Source organism: Micromonospora profundi (assembly GCF_011927785.1).
In the GTDB taxonomy this organism is placed as follows: Bacteria; Actinomycetota; Actinomycetes; order Mycobacteriales; family Micromonosporaceae; genus Micromonospora; species Micromonospora profundi.
On record NZ_JAATJK010000001.1, the window covers coordinates 3,158,869 to 3,182,310 of the forward strand.

25 protein-coding genes and 1 pseudogene are annotated in these 23,442 nt (G+C 68.6%); 5 read left to right on the forward strand and 21 right to left on the reverse strand.

What is annotated here, in order from left to right:
• From F4558_RS32160 to F4558_RS14000, 17 genes are all read right to left on the reverse strand, one after another.
• Nucleotides 1-750 (reverse strand): IclR family transcriptional regulator, encoded by a 750-nt coding sequence (locus tag F4558_RS32160; RefSeq protein ID WP_167944482.1) that lies wholly within the window; start codon nucleotides 748-750, stop codon nucleotides 1-3.
• A gap of 84 nt (nucleotides 751-834) precedes the next feature.
• Entirely contained in the window at nucleotides 835-1,743 is a 909-nt protein-coding gene (locus F4558_RS13925; RefSeq protein WP_167944483.1) for an NAD(P)-dependent oxidoreductase, read from the reverse strand.
• Nucleotides 1,740-2,666, reverse strand: a complete 927-nt coding sequence (locus tag F4558_RS13930; RefSeq protein WP_167944484.1) for an NAD(P)-dependent oxidoreductase — start codon at nucleotides 2,664-2,666, stop codon at nucleotides 1,740-1,742. The genes F4558_RS13925 and F4558_RS13930 overlap by 4 nt, the downstream gene beginning before the upstream one ends.
• A gap of 1 nt (nucleotide 2,667) precedes the next feature.
• On the reverse strand, nucleotides 2,668-4,377 hold the full coding sequence (locus F4558_RS13935) for a thiamine pyrophosphate-binding protein (protein WP_167944485.1): 1,710 nt from the start codon (nucleotides 4,375-4,377) through the stop codon (nucleotides 2,668-2,670).
• Between the two features lie 27 nt (nucleotides 4,378-4,404).
• Entirely contained in the window at nucleotides 4,405-5,448 is a 1,044-nt protein-coding gene (locus tag F4558_RS13940; protein ID WP_167944486.1) for an ABC transporter substrate-binding protein, read from the reverse strand.
• Nucleotides 5,449-5,552: 104 nt separating this feature from the next.
• Nucleotides 5,553-6,929 (reverse strand): FAD-dependent oxidoreductase, encoded by a 1,377-nt coding sequence (locus F4558_RS13945; RefSeq protein WP_167944487.1) that lies wholly within the window; start codon nucleotides 6,927-6,929, stop codon nucleotides 5,553-5,555.
• 13 nt (nucleotides 6,930-6,942) lie between these two features.
• A complete protein-coding gene (locus tag F4558_RS13950; RefSeq protein ID WP_167944488.1) occupies nucleotides 6,943-7,842 on the reverse strand; it encodes an isocitrate lyase/PEP mutase family protein in 900 nt (299 codons plus the stop codon).
• 45 nt (nucleotides 7,843-7,887) lie between these two features.
• The gene (locus tag F4558_RS13955) at nucleotides 7,888-8,745 is read right to left on the reverse strand and encodes an ABC transporter permease (protein WP_167944489.1); all 858 of its coding nucleotides are present in this window, start codon (nucleotides 8,743-8,745) and stop codon (nucleotides 7,888-7,890) included.
• Nucleotides 8,742-9,602 carry an ABC transporter ATP-binding protein gene (locus tag F4558_RS13960; RefSeq protein ID WP_167944491.1) on the reverse strand — a complete coding sequence of 287 codons (861 nt, stop codon included), beginning with the start codon at nucleotides 9,600-9,602 and terminating at the stop codon, nucleotides 8,742-8,744. Before F4558_RS13960 ends, F4558_RS13955 begins: the two co-directional genes overlap by 4 nt.
• A gap of 167 nt (nucleotides 9,603-9,769) precedes the next feature.
• Entirely contained in the window at nucleotides 9,770-10,513 is a 744-nt protein-coding gene (locus tag F4558_RS13965; protein WP_167944493.1) for a sulfite exporter TauE/SafE family protein, read from the reverse strand.
• Nucleotides 10,510-11,382, reverse strand: a complete 873-nt coding sequence (locus F4558_RS13970) for a polysaccharide deacetylase family protein (RefSeq protein WP_167944495.1) — start codon at nucleotides 11,380-11,382, stop codon at nucleotides 10,510-10,512. Before F4558_RS13970 ends, F4558_RS13965 begins: the two co-directional genes overlap by 4 nt.
• A 13-nt stretch (nucleotides 11,383-11,395) precedes the next feature.
• Entirely contained in the window at nucleotides 11,396-12,334 is a 939-nt protein-coding gene (locus F4558_RS13975) for a polysaccharide deacetylase family protein (protein ID WP_167944497.1), read from the reverse strand.
• Nucleotides 12,318-13,043, reverse strand: a complete 726-nt coding sequence (locus F4558_RS13980) for an isochorismatase family protein (RefSeq protein ID WP_167944499.1) — start codon at nucleotides 13,041-13,043, stop codon at nucleotides 12,318-12,320. Before F4558_RS13980 ends, F4558_RS13975 begins: the two co-directional genes overlap by 17 nt.
• Before the next feature lie 6 nt (nucleotides 13,044-13,049).
• A complete protein-coding gene (locus F4558_RS13985; protein ID WP_167944500.1) occupies nucleotides 13,050-13,463 on the reverse strand; it encodes a nuclear transport factor 2 family protein in 414 nt (137 codons plus the stop codon).
• Nucleotides 13,464-13,653: 190 nt separating this feature from the next.
• Nucleotides 13,654-14,178: a LeuD/DmdB family oxidoreductase small subunit gene (locus F4558_RS13990; protein WP_167944501.1), complete on the reverse strand. Its 525-nt coding sequence runs from the start codon at nucleotides 14,176-14,178 to the stop codon at nucleotides 13,654-13,656.
• 2 nt (nucleotides 14,179-14,180) lie between these two features.
• A complete protein-coding gene (locus F4558_RS13995) occupies nucleotides 14,181-15,341 on the reverse strand; it encodes an aconitase family protein (protein WP_167944502.1) in 1,161 nt (386 codons plus the stop codon).
• Between the two features lie 340 nt (nucleotides 15,342-15,681).
• Nucleotides 15,682-16,713, reverse strand: a complete 1,032-nt coding sequence (locus F4558_RS14000; RefSeq protein WP_167944503.1) for a YeiH family protein — start codon at nucleotides 16,711-16,713, stop codon at nucleotides 15,682-15,684.
• Between the two features lie 70 nt (nucleotides 16,714-16,783).
• Here F4558_RS14000 and F4558_RS14005 point away from each other — a divergent pair, with 70 nt between their 5' ends.
• Entirely contained in the window at nucleotides 16,784-17,749 is a 966-nt protein-coding gene (locus tag F4558_RS14005; protein WP_167944504.1) for a LysR family transcriptional regulator, read from the forward strand.
• A gap of 12 nt (nucleotides 17,750-17,761) precedes the next feature.
• Here F4558_RS14005 and F4558_RS14010 read toward each other — a convergent pair whose 3' ends face one another.
• Entirely contained in the window at nucleotides 17,762-18,247 is a 486-nt protein-coding gene (locus tag F4558_RS14010) for a YcxB family protein (protein ID WP_167944505.1), read from the reverse strand.
• 63 nt (nucleotides 18,248-18,310) lie between these two features.
• Nucleotides 18,311-19,171, reverse strand: coding sequence for a class I SAM-dependent methyltransferase (locus tag F4558_RS14015; protein ID WP_245241322.1), 861 nt, complete (start codon nucleotides 19,169-19,171; stop codon nucleotides 18,311-18,313).
• 116 nt (nucleotides 19,172-19,287) lie between these two features.
• On the opposite strand from F4558_RS14015, the gene F4558_RS14020 reads away from it, so the two are divergent.
• Nucleotides 19,288-20,424, forward strand: a complete 1,137-nt coding sequence (locus F4558_RS14020; protein ID WP_167944506.1) for an IS701 family transposase — start codon at nucleotides 19,288-19,290, stop codon at nucleotides 20,422-20,424.
• A gap of 227 nt (nucleotides 20,425-20,651) precedes the next feature.
• Complete coding sequence (locus F4558_RS14025) at nucleotides 20,652-21,431, forward strand: transposase family protein (protein ID WP_167947446.1); 780 nt, start codon at nucleotides 20,652-20,654, stop codon at nucleotides 21,429-21,431.
• A gap of 243 nt (nucleotides 21,432-21,674) precedes the next feature.
• On the opposite strand, the gene F4558_RS31630 is transcribed toward F4558_RS14025, so the two are convergent.
• On the reverse strand, nucleotides 21,675-21,824 hold the full coding sequence (locus tag F4558_RS31630) for a hypothetical protein (RefSeq protein WP_245241323.1): 150 nt from the start codon (nucleotides 21,822-21,824) through the stop codon (nucleotides 21,675-21,677).
• A gap of 211 nt (nucleotides 21,825-22,035) precedes the next feature.
• Nucleotides 22,036-22,518 carry a hypothetical protein gene (locus F4558_RS14035; protein WP_167944507.1) on the reverse strand — a complete coding sequence of 161 codons (483 nt, stop codon included), beginning with the start codon at nucleotides 22,516-22,518 and terminating at the stop codon, nucleotides 22,036-22,038.
• A gap of 50 nt (nucleotides 22,519-22,568) precedes the next feature.
• Here F4558_RS14035 and F4558_RS32435 point away from each other — a divergent pair, with 50 nt between their 5' ends.
• Both F4558_RS32435 and F4558_RS31635 read left to right on the forward strand, forming a co-directional pair.
• Nucleotides 22,569-22,691: a DUF8832 domain-containing protein gene (locus tag F4558_RS32435; RefSeq protein ID WP_512699262.1), complete on the forward strand. Its 123-nt coding sequence runs from the start codon at nucleotides 22,569-22,571 to the stop codon at nucleotides 22,689-22,691.
• Between the two features lie 409 nt (nucleotides 22,692-23,100).
• Nucleotides 23,101-23,304, forward strand: a pseudogene (locus F4558_RS31635) (copper chaperone PCu(A)C); the annotation flags it as partial.
• Nucleotides 23,305-23,442: the final 138 nt, after the last annotated feature.

The window sequence follows — 23,442 nt, forward strand, 5'->3', positions numbered from 1 at the left end:
TCACTTGGCACCCGCCAGCTCACTGCTGATGCGCGCGGCTGCCGCCTTGAGGTCGGGGACGAAGTCCTCGAGCTTCGGCAGCGGCAGCCGCGCCTCGACGGCGGACAACACGACGGCGCCCATGAGCACGCCCTCGCGGGTGAACACGGGGCAGGCGACGGCGCAACCGCCCAACGTGCGCGCCCCCGCGCTCAGCGCGTGCCCGCGTTTCACCGTCCGGAGCAGCTCCTCGCGCAGCTCGTCCCGGTCGGTGATGGTGCGTTCGGTGAACCTCTCCAACGGCAGTTCCGCGAGGAGTTGCTCACGGCGCGGCTCGGGCTGGAACGCCAGCAGCGTGAAGCCGGTGGCACCGGCGTTCAACGGGTAGCACTCCCCCGCCGTCGGGCAGTAGCTGAGGTCGTTCGGCGAGTTGTGCTGCAGCGCGCAGTAGTACTGCAGGCCGTGCAGGACGGAGAAGCTCGCGCTCTCCCCGGTCATCGCGACCAGATCGGCGAGCGTCTGCTTGATGACCGCCCAGTGGTCGAGCATGCCGCGGAAGGCCAGGAAGTACAGCTCGCTGCCGAGGACGTAGCGCCGCTCGGACGTGCGCTGCACGAGGCCGCGGCGTTCGAGGGTGCTGACCAGGCGGTGCGCGGTGGAGCGGTCGAGCCCGAGCCGCTCACTGAGGTCGCTGTTGGTGATGCCGTTTCGCGCCTGGGCCACCGCCATCAGCACGTCGACCGCCTTGTCGACCGTCGAGCTTCCGTACACGCTGCACCATCCCGTTCCGCCCGTGGTGAGGCCGATCCTAGCACTTCGATTACATGTCGAGACAGAAGACCACTTGATGCTCGGCTATTGAGCAGGATCTGCCGACAGTCGTGCGTTCAGCAGCTCCTCCATCAACTCCAGGACCCGGGTGTTGTCCGCCGGACCCATGCCCCGGTTCATCGCCACCCGGTAGAGCTGACTCGTCAACGCGCCCAGCAACATCGGCCGCCCACTGCGGGCCGCCATCTCCGCCGCGATCCGGCAGTCCTTCTCCATCAGGCCCAGGGCGAAGTTCGAGGTGAACTGGCGGGGCAGGTAGTACAGCGGGAAGCGCACGTCGGTCATGTGACTGCGACCGCTACCCTGGTTGATCGCCGTCACCGCCAACTCCGGATCCACCCCGGCCTTGACCGCGACGAAGAACCCCTCCATCGCGGCCAGCAGCGCCGTCGCCGACATGTGGTTGTTCAGCGCCTTGGCCGCATGGCCCGCGCCCAGCGGGCCGGCGTGCACGATGTCGGTGCCCAACTGGTCGAGGACCGGCCGCACCCGGGCGAGCGTCTCCGCAGCACCGCCGACCAGGATGGACATCGTGCCGTCCCGGGCCGCCCGCGCGCCCCGGCTGACCGGAGCGTCGAGGAACTCCACGCCCGCCTCGACGAACCGCTCGCCCAACGCCAGGGTGCTGTCCGGGTCACTGCTGGACATGTCCACCACGACGGTGCCGGCCCGCGCGCCGGCCAGCGCACCGTCCGGGCCGAGCACGACCGCCTCGACCAGCCGCGAGTTCGGCAGGCTCAGCAGCGTCACGTCGGCGACGGCCGCCACCTCGGCCGGACTGGCGCAGCTGCGGGCACCCAGCTCGGTCAGCTCGGCGACCTTCTGCGAGTCGATGTCGAACACCGCCGGCGGGAAACCCTTGTCGATCAGGCGCCGGGCCATCCCGCCGCCCATCGCGCCGAGCCCGATCAGGCCCACCGTCATATCCGTCATGAGCCGGTCTCCGTCCCCTGATCGGCGCCGAGCAGATTCCACAGGAACGGCACGATCAGCATGTTGTCGTCGTCCGCCGTCGCGTCCGGCTGCGCGAGGTACAGGTTGTAGATCTCCAACGCTCGGGTGCCGTACAGCGCCGGCGCCCCCATCTCCTCGGCGAGGTCGCGCGCCACCCGCAGGTCCTTGCGCATCAGCCCGGCGCTGAACGCCGAGCGGTAACTGCCGCTCTGCACGAACCGCGGGAAGTGGTTGCTCGTCATGAAGTTGCCTCCACTGGACGCGTTGAGCACATCGAGGAACGCATCCAGCCCGACGCGGTACGAGCCAGCCACCGCGACCGCCTCGGCGGTGGCGATGAGGTTGACGCCCATGAGCATCATATTCACCGCCTTGATCGCATGTCCCGCGCCGAGCGGACCGACATGCAGGATGTCGGTCGCCAGCGGAGTCAGGTACGGCATCGCCCGGTCCACGTCCGACTTCTCGCCGCCGAGCCAGACCGACAGCGTGCCCTCGATGGCGGCCGGCACCCCCCGACTGACCGGGGCGTCCACGATGGCCGCCCCGGTCCTAGCCAGAGCCGCCCCGACCTCGCGGGTGGTCTCCGGCGATGAGGTGGTCATCTCGATGACGAGCGTCTGCGCGAAGGCGCCGTCGAGAACGCCCCCGTCGCCGAGGATGCAGTCCCGCACGGCCGCCGGATCCGACACGCACGTGACGACCGTCGGGGCGGTCGCCGCGACCTCGGCCGGACCCGAGGCCCGCGTGACGTCCGGGTGCAGCCGCTCCAGCGCCGCCGGATCGATGTCGTAGGCGACGACCTGGTAGCCCGCGCCGAGGAACCGATCCGTGAGCACCTTTCCGAGCTGCCCGGTGCCGATCACTCCGACCGGCGTCTCCAGCGACCGTGCGGCACTCATCTCAGGACCCCGATCCGGTGCCGGCCCGGTGCTTGAACGAGTCGCGCCGGAAGCTGTAGAGGGCGTCCGGGTCGACCTTCACGTCGACGATGGCCAACCGGTCGCTGGCAATCGCCTCGCTGATCGTCGACTCCAGGTCGTCCGGCTTCTCCACGGCGAAACCGTGCGCGCCGTAGAGGCGGGCGAGTTCGTCGTACGGGGGGTTCACCACGTCCGCGCCGATGTACCGCCCGCCGTAGAAGTCCCGCTGGTACGCCTTCTCCGCACCCCACACACCGTTGTTGAGCACGATCACCGTGGTGTTGATGCCGGACTGGACGGCGGTGGAGATCTCACTGGTCACCATGCCGAAACCGCCGTCGCCCATCAGGCTGACCACTGTGCGGTCCGGGTTGCCCAGCTTGGCGCCGAGACCGGCCGCGAACGAGAAACCGACCAGACCGAAGTCGACAGGCGTGATGAGCGCCGGCGACTGGCGGTACGGCAGGACGTCGTGCGCCTGGAGGCAGAGGGTGCCCGCGTCCAGGGTGACGATTACGTCCTCGGGCAACGTGGCCCGCAGGGCCTTCCAGATCCGGGTCGGTTGGATCGGGGTGGCGTTGTCGTCGCCCTCGCGCTCCCGCTGCTCCAACAGGTCCCGACGGCGAGCGGTGAAGGTGTCGAACCAGTCGCTCACGGCCGCGCCCGGCCGGTGACCGGCGAGCGCCTCGGTCACCTGCCCGGCGAAGCCCGGCGCGTCGGCGAGTACGCCGAACGCCACCGGGAAGTAGCGGCCGAGCGCCGTCGCGTCCATCTCGACCTGGATGATCTGCGCGTCCCGGCTGATGTTGTCGTAGGAGAAGAACGTCGAGTTGAAGCCGAGCCGGCTGCCCAGCACCAGGATGACGTCGGCGTCCTTGACCAACTGGGTGGCGACGACGTTTCCGCGCGGGCCCATCTGCCCGGCGTAGGCCGGGTGCGTGGACGGCACCGCGTCACCGTGCCCCGCCGAGGTGACGATCGGCGCGCCGACCAGCTCGGCCAGCGCCGCGACCGGCTCCCACTCGCGGAACTTCACCCCGCCACCGGCGACGATCACCGGACGCTCGGCGGTACGCAGCAGGTCGGCGGCGCGGGCCACCAGGCCGGCGGGTGCCAACGGACGCAGCCCTTCGATCCCCTCGGTGCGGCGCAGCGGGGTCGGGTTGACCGTGTCGTCGAACTCCTGTGCCAGCACGTCGCGGTGCAGGTTCACCAGCACCGGGCCGGGACGCGGGCTCAGCGCGGTCCGGAACGCCTGGGTCAACAGGTCACCGAGGCGCTTGCGCTGCACGACGTCGAACGTCCGCTTGGTCACCGGCGTGAACAGCGCGTGCTGGTCGATCTCCTGGAAGCCGTCCAGCTGGTAGTGCTCCGTCGAGGTCGCGCCGGCCAGCGCCACCACCGGGGAGTAGGCGCGCATCGCCTGGGCCAGCCCGGTCACCAGGTTGGTGGCGCCGGGGCCGTTCTGCCCGGCGAGGATGACCCCGGGCCGGCCGGTCGTCCGTGCGTAGGCGTCTGCCATGTGCACGCCGGTACGTTCGTCGCGGACCCCGATGAAACGGATGTCCTCCGCGTCGTGCAGCGCGTCGAACAGCTCCATCGTCGCCGAGCCGATCAGGCCGAAGACCGTGTCGACGCCGTGGGCGCGCAACACCTCGACCGTCAGCTGTCCACCGTTACGAGTACTCACACCATGCTCCTTCTGCGGTAAGCGGGTTCAGCTGGCCTTGGCCTCGTCGAGCACGACCTTGGCGTATTCCAGGGAGTTCCGGTTGGCCTCCTCGACCATGCCGAGCTCCACCACCAGGCTCGACAGGTTGTCCCACGACTGCGGGTTCACCTTGAAGTCGTAGCGCTGTTCCTGCTTGAAGATCTCGTTCAGCGCGGGAACGATGATTTCCTTGTACTGACCCTTGTAGACCTGGTCGGCGACGATCTGCGCGGCCTGGTCGATGTTCTGCTTCGTCCAGTCGTACGCCTGCTTCTGCGCCTTGACGTAGCCGCTGACGACCATGGGATTCTCCGTGGCGAGGCTGTTGAGCACCGGCAGCGCGTAGGAGCTGTAGGCGCGGATCTTCTCCGGGGCCTCCTCGCCGGTCAGCGAGGCGAACTGCACCGCGCCCGCCCGCTGCTCGAACACCCCGACATCGGTACGGGAGTAGGTCACGTAGGCGTCGATGCGACCGGCCTCCATCTGGCCGATCCCGCTGTCCGGCTGGCCGACGGCCAGGATCGTGGCGTCCTTGTCGGTCATGCCGGCGGAGGCGAAACCGGCCATCAGCGACTGGTAGACGAGCGAGCCGATCGCGGTCAGGCCGATCTTCTTGCCGCGCAGCGCCTGCATCTTCTCCGCGAACGGACGGTCCTTGAGCGCGGCCAGGTCGGAGTCGGCCGGGACGACGACTCCGAACGGGATCCAGTTGTCCAGCCAACCAGCGATCTTGATGTCCTCGCCCTTGGCCATGTTCTGCATGATCGGGGCCGGGTTGCCCGGCCAGCCCTTGAGCGTGCCGCCGAGGAACAGCGTGTTCGCCGACGCGCCGCCCTGCTGGGGCGAGATGAAACTGGCCTTGAGCCCGTTCTCCTCGAAGAAGCCCTGCTTGTCCGCAACGTAGTCGAGGACGTAGATCTCACCGTTGAACGAGCCGAGGGTGAACTCGAAGAGCCCGTCCTTGTTCGACGATCCGGAGCCGGAGCTGCACGCCGTCAGCGCGAGCACCGCCGCGCCGAGGGCTGCGATCAGCCGCAGTCTTGTCTTCATCGGTCTGTCCTTCCGGGCAGCACGAAGCCGCCAGCAGATGCCGGTTTGTTGCGGAGAGGTGGAATGGTGCTCGCGCAACGCCCGTCGGGCGCGCGTGACGCCGCTCAGGTGGAGGAGACCACCGGCGCGGATGCAGACTCGCCGGCGATGAGGCCGGTGGTGAAGGCGTGTGAAAGTCCGTTGCCGGAGGTGTAACCGGCGACGCCGAGGCCGGACATACCGGCCGCCGTGCCGCCTGCGGCGAAGAGTCCGGCGATCGGCTGACCCGCCGGCGTCAGGACCCGGGCCGCCGGGTCGATTCGCAGGCCACCCTGGGTGTGCGCGATCCCGCCGGTGACGACGGAGCCGTACCAGGGCGCCTCCAGCGGGGTGCCCGAAGGCTCCCGGCCGAACGCGTCGGCCGCGGTGCCCCTGGTCCCCTCGTTGTAGGCCGCCACGGTGCGCCGCACCGTCTCGACGGGCAGCGAGTGGGCCGCGGCCAGGTCCTCGAGCCGTTCGAAGCGGTGCACCGCGCCGGCGTCGTAGGCCTCGCGGAAGACCCCGTTGGTCCAGAGCGCGTCGACGATGCGCTGATCGAAGATCTCCACCGCGATCCCGCTCGGCTGCGCCAGGATGACCGGCGTGAGCTCCGAGTAGCCGAGATCCTCGCGGGCGAACCGCTCGCCGTTGAGGTTGACCATGATGCTGCCGAGGTACGGCAGCCCGCCGGAGAGATGGGTGCCGTACTTCGGGTTGACGTGGGCGTGGCCCTGCCACGCCGACATGAACTCGACGTCGGCGCCGAGCGCCATGCCCCAGGTGATGCCCTCACCGGTGCTGGTCTCCGAGCCGATGTACACCGCGTCCAGCGCGTCCGGGCAGTACTGCGTCAGCATCTGCCGGTTGTTGCCGAAGCCGCTGCAGGCGAGGACGACGCCGGACGCGCGAAGCTCCTCGGCCGTGCCGTCGCCGATGCCGGCGGTCACGCCGGTGACCCTGCCGTCCTCGGCCAGCAGGCCGGTGACCCGGGCCTCGTCGACGAGGGTGACTCGTTCCTCGGCGGCCACCGCGCGGCGCAGCTGAGCGACCAACTCGCTGCCCTTCTCGGCCGGGCCAGCGTGCATCCGGAAGGCGCTGTGGCCGTACCACTTGATCGTGGTGTTGACGTGCAGCTCAAGGCCGACGTGGTCGGCGATGAAGTGGATGTAGTCCTTGGACCGACGGCAGATCTCGGCGACCACGTCGACGTTCGCCACACCCCCGTTCTTCTTCATGATGTCGGCCATCATCAGCTCCGGGCTGTCCTCGATGCCCATCTCCTGTTGATAGCGCGTCCCAGCCGCCTGCAGGAACCCGCCACTGAGCTGCGCGTTCGTGCCCCGGAGCACGCTTTTCTCAAGCAGCAGCACGTTGGCGCCGCGCTGCGCGGCGACGAGGGCCGCGATGCTGCCCGCAGCGCCCGCGCCCACCACGATCACGTCGAACTGGTCCGCCTCTGACACGTCAGTCTCTCCTTCAGTTCCCCGCCGCGTCGGGGGTGGGAGCGGGGATGTACCGCTCCTCCGCCGCGTAGATGTCGTCGAGGCCGACCAGCCGGTACAGCTCCTTGCGGTGGTACATCCGATCGAGCAGGCCGCGTTGGGTGCCCCGCTCGCGCAGTTCGGTGAGCACGTCGACGATCGCCTGCTGGGCCGCGCGCATCGGCGCCGACGGGAAGATGACGACTGTGTAGCCCATCTCCCCCAGTGACTGGGCGTCGACGACCGGCGACTTGCCCCACTCGGTCATGTTGGCGACCAGGGGTACGCCCTTGAGCTCCTGGGCCATCTGGGCGAACTCCTCCTCGGTGCGCATCGCCTCCGGGAAGATGACCTCGGCGCCGGCCTCCGCGTAGGCGACGGCGCGTCGCACCGCCCGGTCCATGTCCTCGGTGGCGCGGGCGTCGGTGCGGGCGACGATGACGGTCTCGGGATCGGTCCGGGCGTCGCAGGCGGCCCGGATCTTGCCGACCATCTCCGCCAGCGGTACGACACTCTTGCCGTCCATGTGGCCGCACTTCTTCGGGAAGGACTGGTCCTCGATCTGGATCGCGCCGGCGCCGGCCTTCTCGTACTCCCGGACGGTGCGGATCACGTTTACCGCGTTGCCGAAGCCCTGGTCGGCGTCGGCGAAGATGGCGATGTTCGTCGCGTCGTTGATCCGCGACACGTTCTCCACCAGCTCGGTCATCGTCATCAGGCCCACGTCGGGCAGGCCGAAGATGGTCGCGGCCGTGCCCGCGCCGCTGACGTAGAGCGCCTCGTAGCCGGCGTCCTGGATGAGCTTCGCCATGAACGCGTGGGTGGCGCCGGGCACGAGAAGTGGATTGCTGCCGTCGTGCCGCGCCAGCAGTTGTCGGAATGATGGGGCTGCCATGGGGACGTGCCTCCCGCGAGTCGATGTGGTGGTGGCCGGACGGGGTTACAGCAGGCGGGTGTCGGCCGAGCCGACCCGGCGCTGGACGAGCCGCACCGCGAAGTCGAGGACCATGGCGCACACGGCCATCAGGACGAGCACGGCCATCGAACCGGTGATGTCGAACGAGTTCGCGGAGCGCACCATGAGCACCCCGAGGCCGTGGTACGCGGCGACGATCTCGGAGACGACGACGCCGAGGACGCTGTAGACGGCGCCCAGGCGCAGGCCGGCCACGATGCTCGGCAACGCGGTGGGCAGTTCGACATGGATGAACCGCTGCCAGCGGCTGGGGCCGAGCGAGTCGGTGAGCAGCCGGATGTCGGGGTCCACCATGGCCATCCCGGCCATGGTGTTCAGCAGCAGGATGAAGAAGACGATGCTGACGCCGACGATGACCTTGGCGGTGATGCCGAGCCCGAACCAGAGGATGAACAGCGGCGCGAGCGCGGGTCGGGGCAGCGCGTTGAACAGCGTGATGAACGGGTTCAGTGCCGTGGCCAGGACCCGCACCCGGTGGAACAGCAGGCCGCAGGAGACGCCCAGCGCGGTGCCGATGGCGAGGGCGAGCAGGGCGGCCTGGAAGGTGTGCCCGATCTCGTACCAGACCTCGGGGTCGACGAGCATCTCGCCGATGCGTACGGTCACGTCCCACGGGGTGCTGACGAAGTTGACGTTAACGAACCCGGTCGCCGAAAGGCTCCACCACAGCAGCGAGAACACGACGAAGACGATCACCCGGAGGCTCCAGGACAGCACCCGTTCCTGGCGCCGTCGGCTGGCGACCCCGTTTAGGAGCCCGTTGTCGAACTGTTGCTCGTCGGTGGGTGTGGGGGCGAGAACACTGCCGGTCACCTTGCTCATCGCTGCTCCTCCACCTCGGTCACCTGTGCCCGCACCTCAGCGGTCAGCAACCCGTACAGATCGTCGTAGTACTTCTCGAACAGCGGGTTGTGGCGGACTTCCTGGCCGCGTGGGCGCGGCAGGTCGATCCGCAGGTCGGCGATGACTCGGCCGGGACGGTGGCTGATCAGGACGACGCGGTCGCTGAGCATGATCGCCTCGTGCAGATCGTGGGTCACCAGGATGACGGTGGACCGGATCCGCTCCCACAGCTTCAGGAACTCCTGCTGCTGGATCAGCCGGTTCTGCGCGTCCAGCGCGGCGAAGGGCTCGTCCATCAGCAGGATCGACGGCTGCAGCGCCAGCGTGCGGGCCACCGCCACCCGTTGCCGCATGCCCTGCGACAGCTCGCCGACGCGGGCGTCGGCGAAGTCGCGCAGACCGACCCGGTCCAGCCATTCGGTGCTGCGCCGGTGGCGTTCGGCCTTGTCGATTCGCCGGATGGTGAGGCCGTACTCGACGTTGCCGCGGACCGTCCGCCAGGGCAGCAGGGCGTCGCGGGCGAGCATGTAGGCCACCTGGTTGGACGGCCCGGTGACCGGCTTGCCGTCGACCGTCACGGCGCCGACCCGGGGCCGGTCGAGGCCGGCCACCATGGTCAGCAGTGTGGTCTTGCCGCAGCCGGACGGGCCGACGACGGAGACGAACTCGCCTGGTGCGATGTCCAGGTCGAGGTCCCACAGTGCTCGGACGACCCGGCCGTTCTTGGCGAATCCGTGACGGATGCCGGTGAGGCCGATCGACACGCCGGCGGTGCCGTCGGCTGCCGTGGCGGCGGGTCGCTCACCGTTGGCCGGTGAGGTGAGCTGAGGTCTCATCTGCACTCCATGAATCTCGGGTCGATCGGGCAGAGCCGGCGCGGCTGCGATCCAGAGGTAGGAGCCCGCTCCGCTACCACAGCGTGTTGATATGTGAGACGCGGACCTGGTCTGTGCCCATATTCTGCTCACCAGGCGGTGTAGTCAAGATCTCATCAGCGCAATTTCTAAATACCTGTGGTGAGGAGTCCGCCCAGCCCAGCCACGAGAACAACAAGTGTCACCACTCGGATGAACACGGACTCACCCAGACGAACGAACAGCCGCTCACCCAGCCAGCCACCGACCACGACCGCCGGCAGCAACAACAGGGACCACAGCACGATGCGAAACAAGCCCGACACCACGACCTGAGCCGGCACCAGAACGATGTTGAGCACAGTGAAATACGTCGACATGGTTGCTCGATAGCGCACCTTGCCGAGATCCAGGCCGGCCAGGTACACGGTCAAGGGAGGACCACCCAGACCGACGCTGCCGGCGAGGAAGCCGCTGGCCACACCGGTCGCCACGCTTGTCGCTCGCCGCTGCGGCAAGCGAAACCGCGCGCCGGTCAGCAGGATCACCGCGACGATCGTGACCAGAACTGCAATGGCTATCTTCAACATTCGAACATCGGCGTTGTACAGCACCAGCATTCCGGGAACCAGGCCGAAAATGCTGCCGAATGCCATCGTCCGCACCAGCGGGACGGAGCTGTGTTGCCGCACGCGTACCGTGACTGCGGCGTTCGCAATCATCGACAGCACGAGATTGACCACCACCCCGTCCCGCACCCCGAGCAGAACTGCGAGAAACGGAACAGCGACGATCGAGAATCCGAATCCGGTCGCGGACTGGACCGCGGACGAGACCAGGACGACGGCCGCGACCGGAATCAGAAGTGATGCGTCAGGAATCAGGCCGGTCAAGCCGGCTGCAGAAACGCCTGCACCATGTCGTCGGTGCTGGCCCGCCAGACCTCCCGGTGCGCGGCCACGTGCGCCAACGCTCGTTCCACCTGGCCGATCCGGAACGGCTGCCCGGTGATCCACGGTCGCAGGTGCAGCAGGTACAGCCGGCCGGAGTCGGACGACTCGCGGTACAGCACGTCGAACGAGTCGGTGAGCATCCGGCCATAGGTGCTGATCGTCACCTTGCGCTGCAGCAGCGCGTTGGCGTCGTCCAGCTCGTAGGTGGGCGGCAACGCGACCAGACCGTCGGTCATCCGGTACGGCTGGTCGTCGTTCACCCAGTTCAGGGTGTACCCGACGCCGGCCTCGGCGAGCAGCCGCGGCGTCCGCGTCGACTCGCTGTACTCCGGGCCGTACCAGCCCCGTGGCCGGGTCCCGGTCAGCCGCTCCAGCGCGTCGAGCGTGTCCGCGATGTACGCCCGCTCGACCTCCTCCGCCGCCTGCTCACTGACCAGGTCGACGGCGGACCGCCCGGCCGCCACGATCGTCGCGCCACGGTCGAGCACGTGGTCGACGAGGAACGGGTAGCGGGTGGCGGTGGCGACGTCCATCGCCACCGTCGCCGGGACGCCGTACTGCTCCAACGCGTCGAGCAGCCGGAACACCCCCACCCGGTGCCCGTACGCCCGGTGGGCCAGCAGCGGCACGTCCGGATGCGGACGTTTGCCCAGGCCACCCAGGAGCGAGGCGGCCCGCAGGCCGGGGGTGACGTCCTCGTCGGCGGAGGCCAACTGGACGACGACACCGACCGCCAGCCGGGCCTCGTCCGGCCAGACCAGCCGCGGCCGGTCGGGCAACACGGACCACTCGTACAGTCCGTGGTCCATTCCAGGAACGCGTTCAGCCGGCATGCCGCCTCCCCGAGGTGTATCGGGCCATCTCGGCGAGATGCGCGACGGCCTCGTCGTAGTGGTGGTCCAGGTAGTACTGGGCGATCTCGTCGCCGGTGGTCAGCCAGACGTCGTCGTGCCGGCGGATGTGCTCCAGCACCGACTCGAAGTAGTCGATCCGGGCCGGCTGCGCGATGCGGAACGGGTGCACCGAGAACGGCATCACCATGCCGGTCCGGGCGCCTTCGCGGTAGAGCCGGTCGAACTGGGCCTTGCACATCTCCGCCCACTCCGCGCCGTCGACGTTCGCCTTCAGCAGCGGGCCGTCGTTCAGCTCGTAGCTGTACGGGATGGAGATCATTCGGCGGTCGCCGGAGACCTCCAGCGGCACCGGCTGGTCGTCGTGGATCCAGTCGGCGTGGTAGATGAGGCCGGCCTCGGCCATCAGGTCCGGGGTCCGGACGGTGCCCGTGATCGCCGGCCCCAGCATGCCCTTCGGCGTCTTGCCGGTGTGCTTCTGCACGGTGGCGATGCAGTCCTGGTAGAACGCCCGTTCCTCGTCGGCGGTGGCACCGTACAGGTAGCGGGTGTTGAAGACGCCGTGCAGCATGTAGTCCCAGTCGCGTTCGACCATCGCCTGGGTGATCTCGGGGAAGTGGTCGAGGACGCCGACGTTCAGCGACACCGTAGCCCGGATGCCGTGCCGGTCGAGCACCTTCAGCAGGCGCCAGAACGCGACCCGGTTGCCGTAGTCGTGGAAGCCGTACTCGCGGACGTCGGGGTGTGGCGTACGAGGCCACGGGTCCATGTGCTCGTTCGGCGGCGGCAGGTACTCGGTGTGCTCGACGTTCGGAGCGACCCAGACCGCGACCCGCGCGCCACCGGGCCAGCGGACCGGCGGGCGTTGCACGATCGGGCTGTAGCGGACCCGCTCAGCGTGGTATCCCATCGGACTCCTCCCGGGCTGTTTCCAGTTGTTTCAGGTAGTCGAGGACGTCCGCCGACGGGCTCACGTCGGCGTACTTCATCCACAGGTCCAGCAGCGACGCCTTGTGCGAGGCGGCGATGCGATCGGCGACGCCGTCGCTGACCACGGTGACCTTGAAGTTGTTGCTCTGCGCGTCGACAGCGGTGGCGCGCACACAGCCGCTCGTCGACACGCCTGCGACGATCACCGAGTCGGCCCGCAACCGGATCAGCGACGACAGCAGTGCGGTCGCGTAGAACGCGCTCGCGTGCACCTTGTCGATGACCAGCTCGTCCTCGCGGGGCGTCAGCGGCTCCACGATCCGGGTGCCGGGCGCACCGTCGACGAAACGCGCGATGTTCTTGCCCCGCTTCGCGGCGAACGAGTCGTACCGTGCGGACCGTTCGCTGAAGCAGTACCGGGTGTAGATGACCGGCCGCTGCTGCCGGCGGAACTCCTCCAGGATCGGCACGATGCGCCGTACCGCCGCCCAGGCCGTCGCTCCGCCGCCGGCGGGATGCTCGTCGATCTGCTCCAGGATCGGCGCGTCGGCACCGATGTGGTTGTACTGGCAGTCGATCAACAGCAGCACCGGGCTGTCGCCCATGCCCGCCTTCTTGCCATATCCGCCGCGTTCGATGACCGCGAGGTCATCGGCGGTGAGCAGGTCTTCCCATGGTTGTCCGGACACCGTTTCTCACTTTCCTTCAGGCTCGACACCGCAGGCCGCGAGGTCGTTCCAGACCTGTTGTTCGACGATCTGGCCGGCGGAGACGACGAACCGGTCGATGAAGCGAACGCCGTCGAAGGCATGCCCGGAGGTCGTTTCGCCCTCCAGGAACCCGCGGACGTAGATGACCAGGTCACCATTTGCCGCGTGACAGACGTCGATCTCGTGGTCGCGTTTGCGGACCCGTCTCATCCGGGCCCGGAACCAGCCGAACCACTCGCTGAGATCTGCGAATTCGCGGCCACCCGGAAAGGTGTGCCGGACTCGCGGGGAAAGGTAGGCACGCGCCTCGTCCAGGCGCCCGGCCTCGGTATGCCGCAGGTACTCGAGGACGCGCTGGACCTCGGTCCCGGCGTCATGTCGTTCCTCGGTTCTCGCCACAATGCCACCTCGTTGTGCTGGGCGATCGGCAATCGCGCGTCGTGCGCGGGTCTCGTCGGTGCGCAGCGCCCCATCGACCGGCGCTTCCTTGTCGTCGGTTCTAGCGGCCGGCGCTTCCTTGTCGTCGGTTCTAGCGGCCGGCGCTGCCTTGGCGTCGGCTCTAGCGGCCGGCGCTGCCTTGGCGTCGGCTCTAGCGGTCGGCGCTGCCCTCGTGGCGGGGCTTGAGCATCGGGTAGATGCCACCCGCGTCCAGGACGTCGAGCAGGAAGTCGGGCAACGGGGTGAACGTCAGCTCGCTTCCCGGCCGGGTGTGGTTGACCACCTTGCCGGCCCGCAGGTCGACCTCGAGGTCGTCGCCGCTCTCCACCGCGGCCATGACGCCGGGCAGTTCGATGACCGGCAGCCCGTGATCGATCGAGTTGCGCAGGAAGTACGGCGCCGAACTCTCGCAGAGCACCGCGGCCACCCCCGCCCCCTTGAGCGCCATCGAGGCGTGGTCGTGGTCGTGCCCATAGCCCATGTTCGGGCCGGCCACGACGAAGTCGCCCTTGCGCACCTTCTTCGGAAAGTCCGGGTCGACGTTGACAAGACAGTGCTCGCCGAGCATCTCCTCGGTGACCGGCCCGTTGTCCGCAAGCTGACGGACCAGCAGGTACGAGCAGATCTCCCAGTCGACGTCCAGGATTCCCGAGAACTTCCAGACGTTGCCGCGCATCGTCACTTCCCCTCGAAATACTCGTACGGGTCCACGATCTCGCCGGCGATGCAGGACGCCGCAACGACGGCGGGGTTGGCCAGGAAGATCTGCGAGGTCTTGCCCCCCATCCGGCCCGGGTAGTTCGTCTGGGCGCTGGCGATACAGACGTCGCCGTCGGTCAGCGGCGTGTTCGCGCCCCACTCCATGCCCTCGTTCGGCGTGGGCACGACGCACTCGGACTCGAGGAACGTGCTGAACGCGCCCGACGCGACAGCGCCCTTGAGCACCCGCGGGGTGCCCGGGGTGATGTTGAGGATGACGTGATGGGCGATCGTGTTGCCCTTGAGCACGCGCGCGGCGTGGTCCATGTCCCTCAGCCAGCCGTTGGCGTCGCTGCCGATGAACCCCCGGTTGATCTTGATGCCGAGATAGTCCTTGAGATCGTGGATCTCGTGCCGCTGCGGCGGCGGGATGATCCGCGGGGTCAGACCGTCGACGTCGAAGTGCAGGACGGCGGCGAAGTCGGCGTCCTGGTCACTCGACTGCGGCTCGAGACCGGAGGTGTCGATCCGTTCGCCCACCCAGCGCATCGTGGTGTCGTCGGGATTCATGATCGCGGTCCAGGCGCCGGTGAACAGCGCCTGCGAGCAGATCGCGAACCGGCCCTCCATGTCCAGCGAGTCGATGTACGGGCCGGTCCACTCCAGAATGGCCCCCACCGCCCCGGACGGCCCGAGCTGGCCGAGCACGTACTCGGACACGTCACGTGGCGTGCAGTCCGCCCGCGGCTCGCCGGTGACGACGAGCTTGATGGTCTGCGGCACCTTCACCCAGTTGACCCCGCACAGCAGGTACGCCGCGGTGCCGAACGACAGCGCGCTGGCGAACGAGCCGAGCGCGCCCGCGGTGCTGATGTGGCCGTTGACGCCCTGGAAATAGCACTCACCGGGTCGCGCCCACACCTGCTCGACGGCCACCATGTTCTCGATGCCGGAACGGCCCAGATCCCAGATGTTCTCCTCGGGAACCCCGACCTTCGCGGCCCAGTCCCGCAGTGTCTTGCGCTTCTCGGCGGCCCCGTGTGACGCGGTCGCGCCAAGGTGGCCGTCGACCAGCATCACCTTGGTGGGGTCGTAGATCTTCGCGTTCCATTCGGTGATGAGCCCGGCACCCTTGTCCATTGCCGAATGCGGGGCCATGACCGTCGGACACGATGTGGTCACTTCAAGATAGTCGCCCGGAGCGACAGTCGCCCTTCCTGACGAACGCGCCAGGATCTTCTCGATAATCGCCTGCCCCACGGCACTCCTCGTTCGTTCAGCTCGATGGCACCAGCCATCTTGCTACTCAAAATTTGAGATGCTTGGAGATAAGTGACTCAAAAATAGGGTAGTCGCATGATCGCGTCAATACCCCGTGCCGGTGAGCCGGGTGAGCGGCCCCGGATCCTGGTCTGTGCAGGTAGGGGACCAGGTCCGTCCCGCAGGCCAGTCGGAGGCAACCCGAAGGCACCGCCCCGCGTCAGGTGGTCAGCACCAGACCGGCCAGAGTGACTGTCGACAGGACGACGGTGCCGACTGCGCCGACGGTCAACGCCCGCCGGCCACCGCGGGCGACAGCGCGCAGGTCGACCGCGGCCCCGAGCGCGAACATCGCGGCGGCCAGCAGAATCGTCCCTGCCACCGTCCCGACGTCGAGGACGCCGGACGGCAGCCAGCCGGTCGACCGCAGGGCCGCCGCCGCCACGAAGCCGACGACGAACCACGGCAGGATCGGTGGCTTACCCGCATCGCCCGCCGTCCGCCGCCCGGCTCGACGCCCGATCGCCACCAGGGCGACGAGCGGGGCGAGCAGCAGCACCCGGAACAGCTTGACCACGACCGCCGCCGACAGTGCCGCGGCTCCGGCCGCACCACCGATCGCCACGACCTGGCCGACCTCGTGCACGCTCGCGCCCACCCAGAGGCCGAGCAACACCTCGTCGAGACCGAGCAGCATGCCAAGCACCGGCAGGGCCACCATGGACAGCGTGCCGAGAACGGTGACGACGGCGACGGCGGTGACCACGTCCTCCTCCTCGCCGTCGCCGACCTGGTTCATCGCGGCAACGGCCGAGGCGCCGCAGATCGCCACGCCGGTCGCGACGAGCAGTGAGCGCTCGGCGCTGAGGCCGAGGCGGGCACCGACCCAACGCGTGGCGACGAAGCTGACGGCCACCCCCAGCACCACCACGACCAGAGGGCCGACGCCGAGGTCGACGACATCGGAGAGCACCAGCTGCAGGCCGAGCAGCACCAGCCCGATCCGCAACAGCATGGTCGCGGCGAATCGCAGACCGGGTTGCAGCCACGGGCGGTAGCCGCCGGAGGCGGTCAGCAGGATGCCGAGCATGATCGCCACCACGAGCGGGCTGACGGCACCGAACCAATGGTTCACCAGATACCCGCCGCCCGCGGCGACACCGGCGACGAGCAACCCCGGCAGCAGGCCGACGAACCGGCCGGGACGGGGGGCACTAGCAGGGGCGACGGTGGCCCTGTCCTTGATCACCATGCAGACAGCTTCGAGTGATCCGGGCAGGTCCAGTAGCCATCGATCGCAGCACAGCTCATAGCCTGTGGCTATGAGCCTGCTTCCTGATTTGGTGTCGCTGCGCCTGCTGGTCCGGGTGGCGGAGTTGGGCAGCGTCGGCCAGGCCGCGCGCGAAATGGGCATGTCCCAGCCGTCGGCGAGCAAACGTCTCGCCGCGCTGGAACGGCAGGTACGGCTCCCGTTGCTGACCCGCACCCCGCGCGGCTCGGTGCTGACCGACGACGGACAGGTAGTGATGACGTGGGCGCTGCGCCTGCTGACCGTCGCCGACGAGTTCCACAACAGCCTCACCGCCATGCGCCACGCGCGGGCGGCGCACCTGCGGGTGGCGGCGAGCATGACCGTCGCCGAGGCCCTGCTCCCCCGGTGGCTGCACCGCCTCGCCCAACGCGAGCCCGACGTGCAGGTCGGCCTGACCGTCGTCAACTCCACCGAGGTCGCGCGGATGCTGGTCACGGACGACAGCGTCGACATCGGGTTCGTCGAGGGGCCGAGCGTGCCCGACGGACTCGACCACCGGATCGTCGGGCACGATCACCTGGTCGTCGTCGTGGCCCCGCAACACGTGTGGGCACGCCTTCGTCGCCCGCTGCGCGCGGCCGAACTGGCCCGCACCCGGCTGGTGGTGCGGGAGGAGGGATCGGGCACCCGGGAGACGCTGGAGCTGGCCCTGCGCGACCTGGACCCGGCGCCGCCGCACCTGTCCCTCGGGTCGAACGCCGCCGTCAAGGGCGCGGCGATGACCGGCACCGCGCCCGCAGTGCTCAGCAGGCACGCCGTCGAGGCGGAACTGACAACGGGCCACCTGGTCACCGTGCCGGTGGACGACCTGCCCCTGCGGCGGGACCTCCGCGCGGTGTGGCCGCGCGGTCGGCGGCTCACCGGGTCGGCCACGGCACTGCTGCAGGCGATCGAGAACTCCCCCGCGACACCACCGGCCCGACGCAGCATGGGCACCAGGGACCAGCGGAACGCGTCGGGCTGGGCCCGCTCCTGACCGCGTACGGGGTCAGAGCCCGCGACCGGCCAGGAAGGCTCGCAACGTCTCGGCGTCCTCGGCCGACATCAACCAGCGTGGGATCACGGTCGCCGGCATCCGACCGACGTACACGATCCAGAAGTCGGGGGTCTCCCTGACCTGGGTGACCCCGTCCCAGGCGATACCGCCGGACTCCGAGCCACTGCGCATCATTATGTTGTTCTCGGTGATCTCGTAGGCGCCCTCGACCGCGGAGCGGCTGGAGCGGCGCCGGGCGCGCAACCGCACCCATGGCCCGTAGCAGATCGAGAGCAGGCCACCCAGGATCAGCACGATCCACAGCGGCGAGGTCTGCTCGCCCCAACCGAAGGCTCGGGAGACGGTGAACCCGACCGCCCCGATCGCCGCCAGAACCGCGCCGACGGGACCGTGCCGGCGCAGTCGGGCGCGACTGAGCTCAGCGGCCACCCGGCCGGGGTACGCGGGGTCGGCTGGGACGTCGAAGCGGATCTGCACGTGAGCACGATAGTGCCCGTCGAGCAGGCCGGGGTGACGGCTCGACCCGTCGGCGCCCGCCGCTCACCCGTTGCGGGGACGACGGGCGACGGTGAGGATGTGGGTGGTCGGCCAGTCGAGCGGCCGGCCGTCGAGGTCGGTGAGCGAGGCCACCGGGGCGATCCGGTTGTCGATCACCCAGTCGTTGCGGATCGCGGTCGAGGCCGGGTCGATCTCGAAACCGGCACTGGCCAGCAGATCCGTCCACGCGGCGAAGTCGAGGCCGCAGAACTGCTCCTTCGTCTCCGACAGCCAGTTGTCGGTGTAGTCCTTGCGGGTCAGGTAGTCCATCGCGGCGCCCAGTTCGAGTCGTACCGAGCCGTCGTCGAGAGCCTGGTACGAGAACGGGAACGCGAAATCCGTCGCGAACTGGTCCAGCCGCGCCCGCGTCGACAACCCTTCGACGTACCGTTTGACCTCGCCGGAGGTGAGTTCCGCGAGATCGGTGCGGGGCGCCGGCGGGTTGCTGCCGTCGGTGGTGGTGAGCCGCAGGATCACCTGGCGCCTGCGGTCGGCCGGGCCGCACACGTCGCTGTTGATCCAGACTCCGCCCGGTACGGTGTGGTCGCGGATACGCCGGGCGAACTGCATCACCGACTCCCACTGCTGCCCGTACGACCAGATCTCGTGGGTCAGGGAGAAGGTGAGCGTGGTGTCCACCGAGCGGTCCTTGAGGATCGCCCCGCCGAGCACGTTGCGCTGGAAGAAGTAGACGTTGGCGTTACGGAACACGCCCTGTGCCTTCTTGTGCACGCACTCCTGGTAGAGGTGCCGGGCGACCTCGACGCCGATCAGGTCGCTCTCGTGCAGGCTGGCTTCCCGGTCGGCCAGTTCCAGCACCGCCCCGGCGCCGCAGCCGATGTCCACGATGCGGCCGGGCTGCACGTGCTGGCGGACAGCGGCCCATTTGCGTTCGGCCCGCGTTCCACAGATCAGGTGGTTGGCTAGTACTGCAACGGCAGTAGGCGAATCGAGTTCGGCTCGCGTTCGTTGGTCTGCCTATGACGGACGTTGATGTCGATCAGTGGCATGGTGAGTTGGACCGGTTGCATGCCCGGCTCGGGCCTCGGTTCCGCCGCGCGGAGCCGCGGCGGCGGGCGCGGCAGTACCTATGTGGGCTGGTCTCCGGCTTGGGGCGCAAGAACGGCTGGACCCTTGCTGAGCAGGCCGGGGACGTGTCGCCGGACGGGATGCAGCGGTTGCTGCGGTGGGCGGATTGGGACGTTGACGCGGTCCGTGACGATGTGCGGGACTACGTCGTCGAGCACCTCGGCGACCCGGCCGGTGTGCTGATCGTCGACGACACTGGGTTCCTGAAGAAGGGCACGCGGTCGGCCGGGGTGCAGCGCCAGTACTCCGGCACCGCTGGTCGGACGGAGAACTGCCAGGTCGGGACGTTCCTTGCCTACCGTTCCGCGAAGGGTCACGCGCTGATCGACCGGCAGCTCTACCTTCCGGCGTCGTGGACCGATGACCGGGACCGGTGCAGGGCCGCGGGGATCCCGGACGAGGTGCAGTTCGCCACGAAGGTGCAGATGGCCCGCCAGATGCTGGGCCGAGCCTTCGACGCCGGGGTGCCGGTCGGTTGGGTGACGATGGACGAGGCCTACGGGCAGTCGAAATCCCTGCGGGTCTGGTTGGAACAACGGGATGTGGGTTATGTGGTCGCGACCCGCCGCAACGACGACATGATCACCACCACGATGGGAACCGCCCGCGCCGACCAACTCATCGCCGCGCTGCCGGCCCGGGCGTGGTGCCGGCTGTCCGCCGGCGCCGGGGCACACGGGCCCCGCGAGTACTGGTGGGCGCGGGTGCCCGTGCGTATCTGCTGGCAACCCGGCCGGGGGCACTGGCTGCTCGCGAGGCGCAGCATGACGACCGGGGAGATCGCCTACTACGTCTGCTACGGACCCCGCCGCACCCGCCTGCTCGACCTGGCCCGCATCGCGGGGGCGCGGTGGGCGATCGAGGAGTGTTTCCAGCAGGCCAAGAACGAAGCCGGCCTCGACGAATACCAGGTCCGCGACTGGCGAGCCTGGTACGCCCACATCACCCTGTCCATGGCCGCCCACGCCTGGCTCTCCGTCGCCCGATCCTCTACCGCAAAAGGGGATCCAGCACCGGCGACGACATGATGATCGGCTACACCGTACCGGAGATCCGAAGACTGCTCACCGCACTCAAAGTGCGATCAACTCACCCACCCGAGCACGTCTGGGCCTGGTCCCGATGGCGCCGCAGACGCCAACACCAAGCCCGAACCTGCCACTACCGACGACACGGCTACCCCTGACCAACTGCCGTTGCAGTACTAAGGGACGTCTCGTAACTTGGTGGTCGGTCCATGGTGGATCATCTTGGGGTGCAGGTGATCTCGGCGGCTCGCCAGGAGTGGATCTTTCCGTTCACCGGGCTGCAGCCCGCCCAGTTCCGCAGGCTGGTCCGGTTGGTCGCCGAGCGTGGTGGTGACGCGATTGCCGACGGTCGGCCGGGACGGCAGTGGTCTCTCGACCTCGCTGATCGGGTGTTGCTGGTCGCCGCGTACTGGCGCACGAACCTGACGATGCGCCAGATCGGCCCGCTGTTCGGGGTGTCGCACTCCGCCGCGCATCGGGTCATCGACACCGTCGGCCCCCTGCTCGCTCTGGCACCGGTGCGCCGGCGTCGGGTCGACCAGGTCACCATCGTCGACGGCACCCTCATCCCGACCCGCGATCACCGCTTGGCCGCCCCGAGCAAGAACTACCGCTACAGCACGAACCTGCAGGTAGCCATCGACGCCCACACCCGCCTCGTCGTGGCCCTCGGCGATCCGCAACCCGGCAACCGCAACGACACCATCGTCTATCGGACCAGCGGCATCGACCAGAAGCTGGCCGGACGGCCCGTCATGGCCGACGGCGCCTACCGCGGCAACCCTGAGGTGATCATCCCGTACCGCAAACCCGGCGACGGCAGCGACTTACCCCCGTGGAAGGCGGACCTGAACAAACAGCACCGCACCGTCCGAGCACAGGCCGAGCACGCCCTGGCCCGCATGAAGTGCTTCAAGATCCTGCGCGACTACCGCCGCGCCGCCAGCACATTGACCGACACCGCTTCCGGCATCGCCCACCTCCACAACATCATCCTCGCGGGGTGACACCAGCACCGTTGCCAGGCAACGCCTTCACCGAGTTACGAGACATCCTTTAGGCACGCTTCAACGTGACTGATCTTGGTCCCCAGAACGGCGAAAGGGCCGACCCGATATCCGGATCAGCCCCCTGATCTGCGTCGGGACGGCCGGATCGAACCGACGACCCCTTGACCCCCAGGACGCTTCGCCACACGTCCACGCACGTCACACACGCTATGCCCTGGATCAAGCTGTTCGGCCAACGGCTCAACGTCCACCATCACGCATCACGTGTGGTTCCCACGTGATCCCCGAGAACTGGTCGTAGGTGCCATGCCGCTCCAGGATCTCGCCGGACATTGCGGGTTCGAGTGCGCCGTAGTCGTAGGGCAGGTCGGGCAGGTTGTACACGGCCATGGGTACGTCCTCTCATTGCTGCCTTGATTTGACTGTTGCCGTTATCTTGCAACAAGGCCGCGCGGATGTCGTTAGGGGGACGTGATTGATCACAGAAGCATCGGATCGGGTGGCGGCGGCACTGGCCCGGCTGCCCGGGCGAGGGCTGCGCTGCGCGTCGACCTGACGGCGGCGCACCGCGTGCTGACCCACCTGACCGACCTGAGGCGAGCTACATGGCGAGTTGGCGGGGGTCGGCGCCGACGGGGTCGGTGCTGGTGGCGTACGCGATTCCGGCGATGTCCTCGGCGCTGCCGGCCACGGTCCGGGCCTGCTCTCGGGTGAGCTGCAGTTGCAGTTGCTCGGCCCGGCGCTCGGCGGCATTCGCCCGGCCGATCAGGGCAGTGATCCGGTCGGGCAGTTCTTCGCGCGGGGTACGGAGTCGGTCGGCGAGGCTGTTGACCAGATCCCGCTCGCGGGCCAGGTAGCGGAAGGCCTCGATTCCGGTCACAGCCTCGACCCGGCGCTGTCCGGCGCCGACGGAGGACTCGGAGGTGATGGCGAGCGCCCCGATCTGGGCCGACCGGTCGACGTGGGTGCCACCGCAGAGTTCGCGGGACCATTCGCCGCCGATCTCGACGACCCGGACAGTCTCGTCATAGGTCTCGCCGAACAGGGCGAGCGCACCGATCTGCCTGGCCTCAGGCAGGGACATGTATCGGGCTTGGACCGTCAGGTCGTCACGGATCGCCAGGTTGGCAGGAGCTGGTCGACGGGACCGTCCAGTTCTGGCTGACCAGCCCGAGTTCCGGCCGCTACCGGGCCTTCTTCGACTTTCAAGTCGACGGGAAGGTGCACACCGCCGAATACACGATCAACGTGCCCTGATCGAAGGTTGGCTATTCACTGCTCCCGTTACGGGAACTGGCGACTTCGTCGCGACTGATACTCGACGGACGTATTGCCAGACCCGAACGAAGTGTGTGATCACGGCTGCGCGGTGTCGGCGCTCCGACGAGCGTGGCGACAGCGTCGATGGCCACATCGATGACGGCGCTGTACGCGATATCGGTGCTGGCCCCAATCCTGGTTGCCGACCTGGGCAGCCACCACCCCACCCGGGCACCGCACAGGTCCGCCAGCGATCAGCAGCCCAACCGGCCAGAAGTCCCACCACCACGCCAGCGCGTCCGTCGTGTCGACCGCCACCACGTACGGGCGATTCCCCGTCAGCCCGGAACTTTCGTGTTGCGGCGACCGACCAACGATGCAGCCGCAACCATCGGAGGAAGAACTCATGCGTACCACCAGCCGCTTCGGGTCGCGCCGACGCTCGGCCCTTGCCCTCGTCGCCGCCGCGCTCGTGGCGGTCGGTGCCGCCGGATGCGGTTCGTCGGACTCGTCGTCGGCCGCGCAGCCGAGCCCGTCGGTGTCGGCAAGCGCTGCTGCTGGCGTGCTGACGGTTCGTGACCCGTGGGTGAAGGCCGCGGACAAGGGGCTAGAATTGCTTCACCGGATCAAGTACGGCCCGGCATACGCCGGGCCGCGCGCGCACGCGCTACAGCCGTTCCGGCCCGCGCGCACGCGCCCACGTAATAGACCACCTGTATCCGCCAGACGTAACGATCCTTCAAGCGCG

Bases quoted from the DNA above. Each gene is read 5' to 3' on its own strand.
- F4558_RS13970 (WP_167944495.1), bottom strand. From the start codon at position 11,382: ATGGACCACGGACTGTACGAGTGGTCCGTGTTGCCCGACCGGCCGCGG.
- F4558_RS14000 (WP_167944503.1), bottom strand. From the start codon at position 16,713: ATGGTGATCAAGGACAGGGCCACCGTCGCCCCTGCTAGTGCCCCCCGT.
- F4558_RS13950 (WP_167944488.1), bottom strand. From the start codon at position 7,842: ATGGCAGCCCCATCATTCCGACAACTGCTGGCGCGGCACGACGGCAGC.
- F4558_RS13990 (WP_167944501.1), bottom strand. From the start codon at position 14,178: ATGCGCGGCAACGTCTGGAAGTTCTCGGGAATCCTGGACGTCGACTGG.
- F4558_RS13940 (WP_167944486.1), bottom strand. From the start codon at position 5,448: ATGAAGACAAGACTGCGGCTGATCGCAGCCCTCGGCGCGGCGGTGCTC.
- F4558_RS31630 (WP_245241323.1), bottom strand. From the start codon at position 21,824: ATGGCCGTGTACAACCTGCCCGACCTGCCCTACGACTACGGCGCACTC.
- F4558_RS13975 (WP_167944497.1), bottom strand. From the start codon at position 12,334: ATGGGATACCACGCTGAGCGGGTCCGCTACAGCCCGATCGTGCAACGC.
- F4558_RS13995 (WP_167944502.1), bottom strand. From the start codon at position 15,341: ATGGACAAGGGTGCCGGGCTCATCACCGAATGGAACGCGAAGATCTAC.
- F4558_RS13925 (WP_167944483.1), bottom strand. From the start codon at position 1,743: ATGACGGATATGACGGTGGGCCTGATCGGGCTCGGCGCGATGGGCGGC.
- F4558_RS13960 (WP_167944491.1), bottom strand. From the start codon at position 9,602: ATGAGACCTCAGCTCACCTCACCGGCCAACGGTGAGCGACCCGCCGCC.
- F4558_RS14020 (WP_167944506.1), top strand. From the start codon at position 19,288: ATGACGGACGTTGATGTCGATCAGTGGCATGGTGAGTTGGACCGGTTG.
- F4558_RS14005 (WP_167944504.1), top strand. From the start codon at position 16,784: ATGAGCCTGCTTCCTGATTTGGTGTCGCTGCGCCTGCTGGTCCGGGTG.
- F4558_RS13930 (WP_167944484.1), bottom strand. From the start codon at position 2,666: ATGAGTGCCGCACGGTCGCTGGAGACGCCGGTCGGAGTGATCGGCACC.
- F4558_RS14035 (WP_167944507.1), bottom strand. From the start codon at position 22,518: ATGTCCCTGCCTGAGGCCAGGCAGATCGGTGCGCTCGCCCTGTTCGGC.
- F4558_RS13955 (WP_167944489.1), bottom strand. From the start codon at position 8,745: ATGAGCAAGGTGACCGGCAGTGTTCTCGCCCCCACACCCACCGACGAG.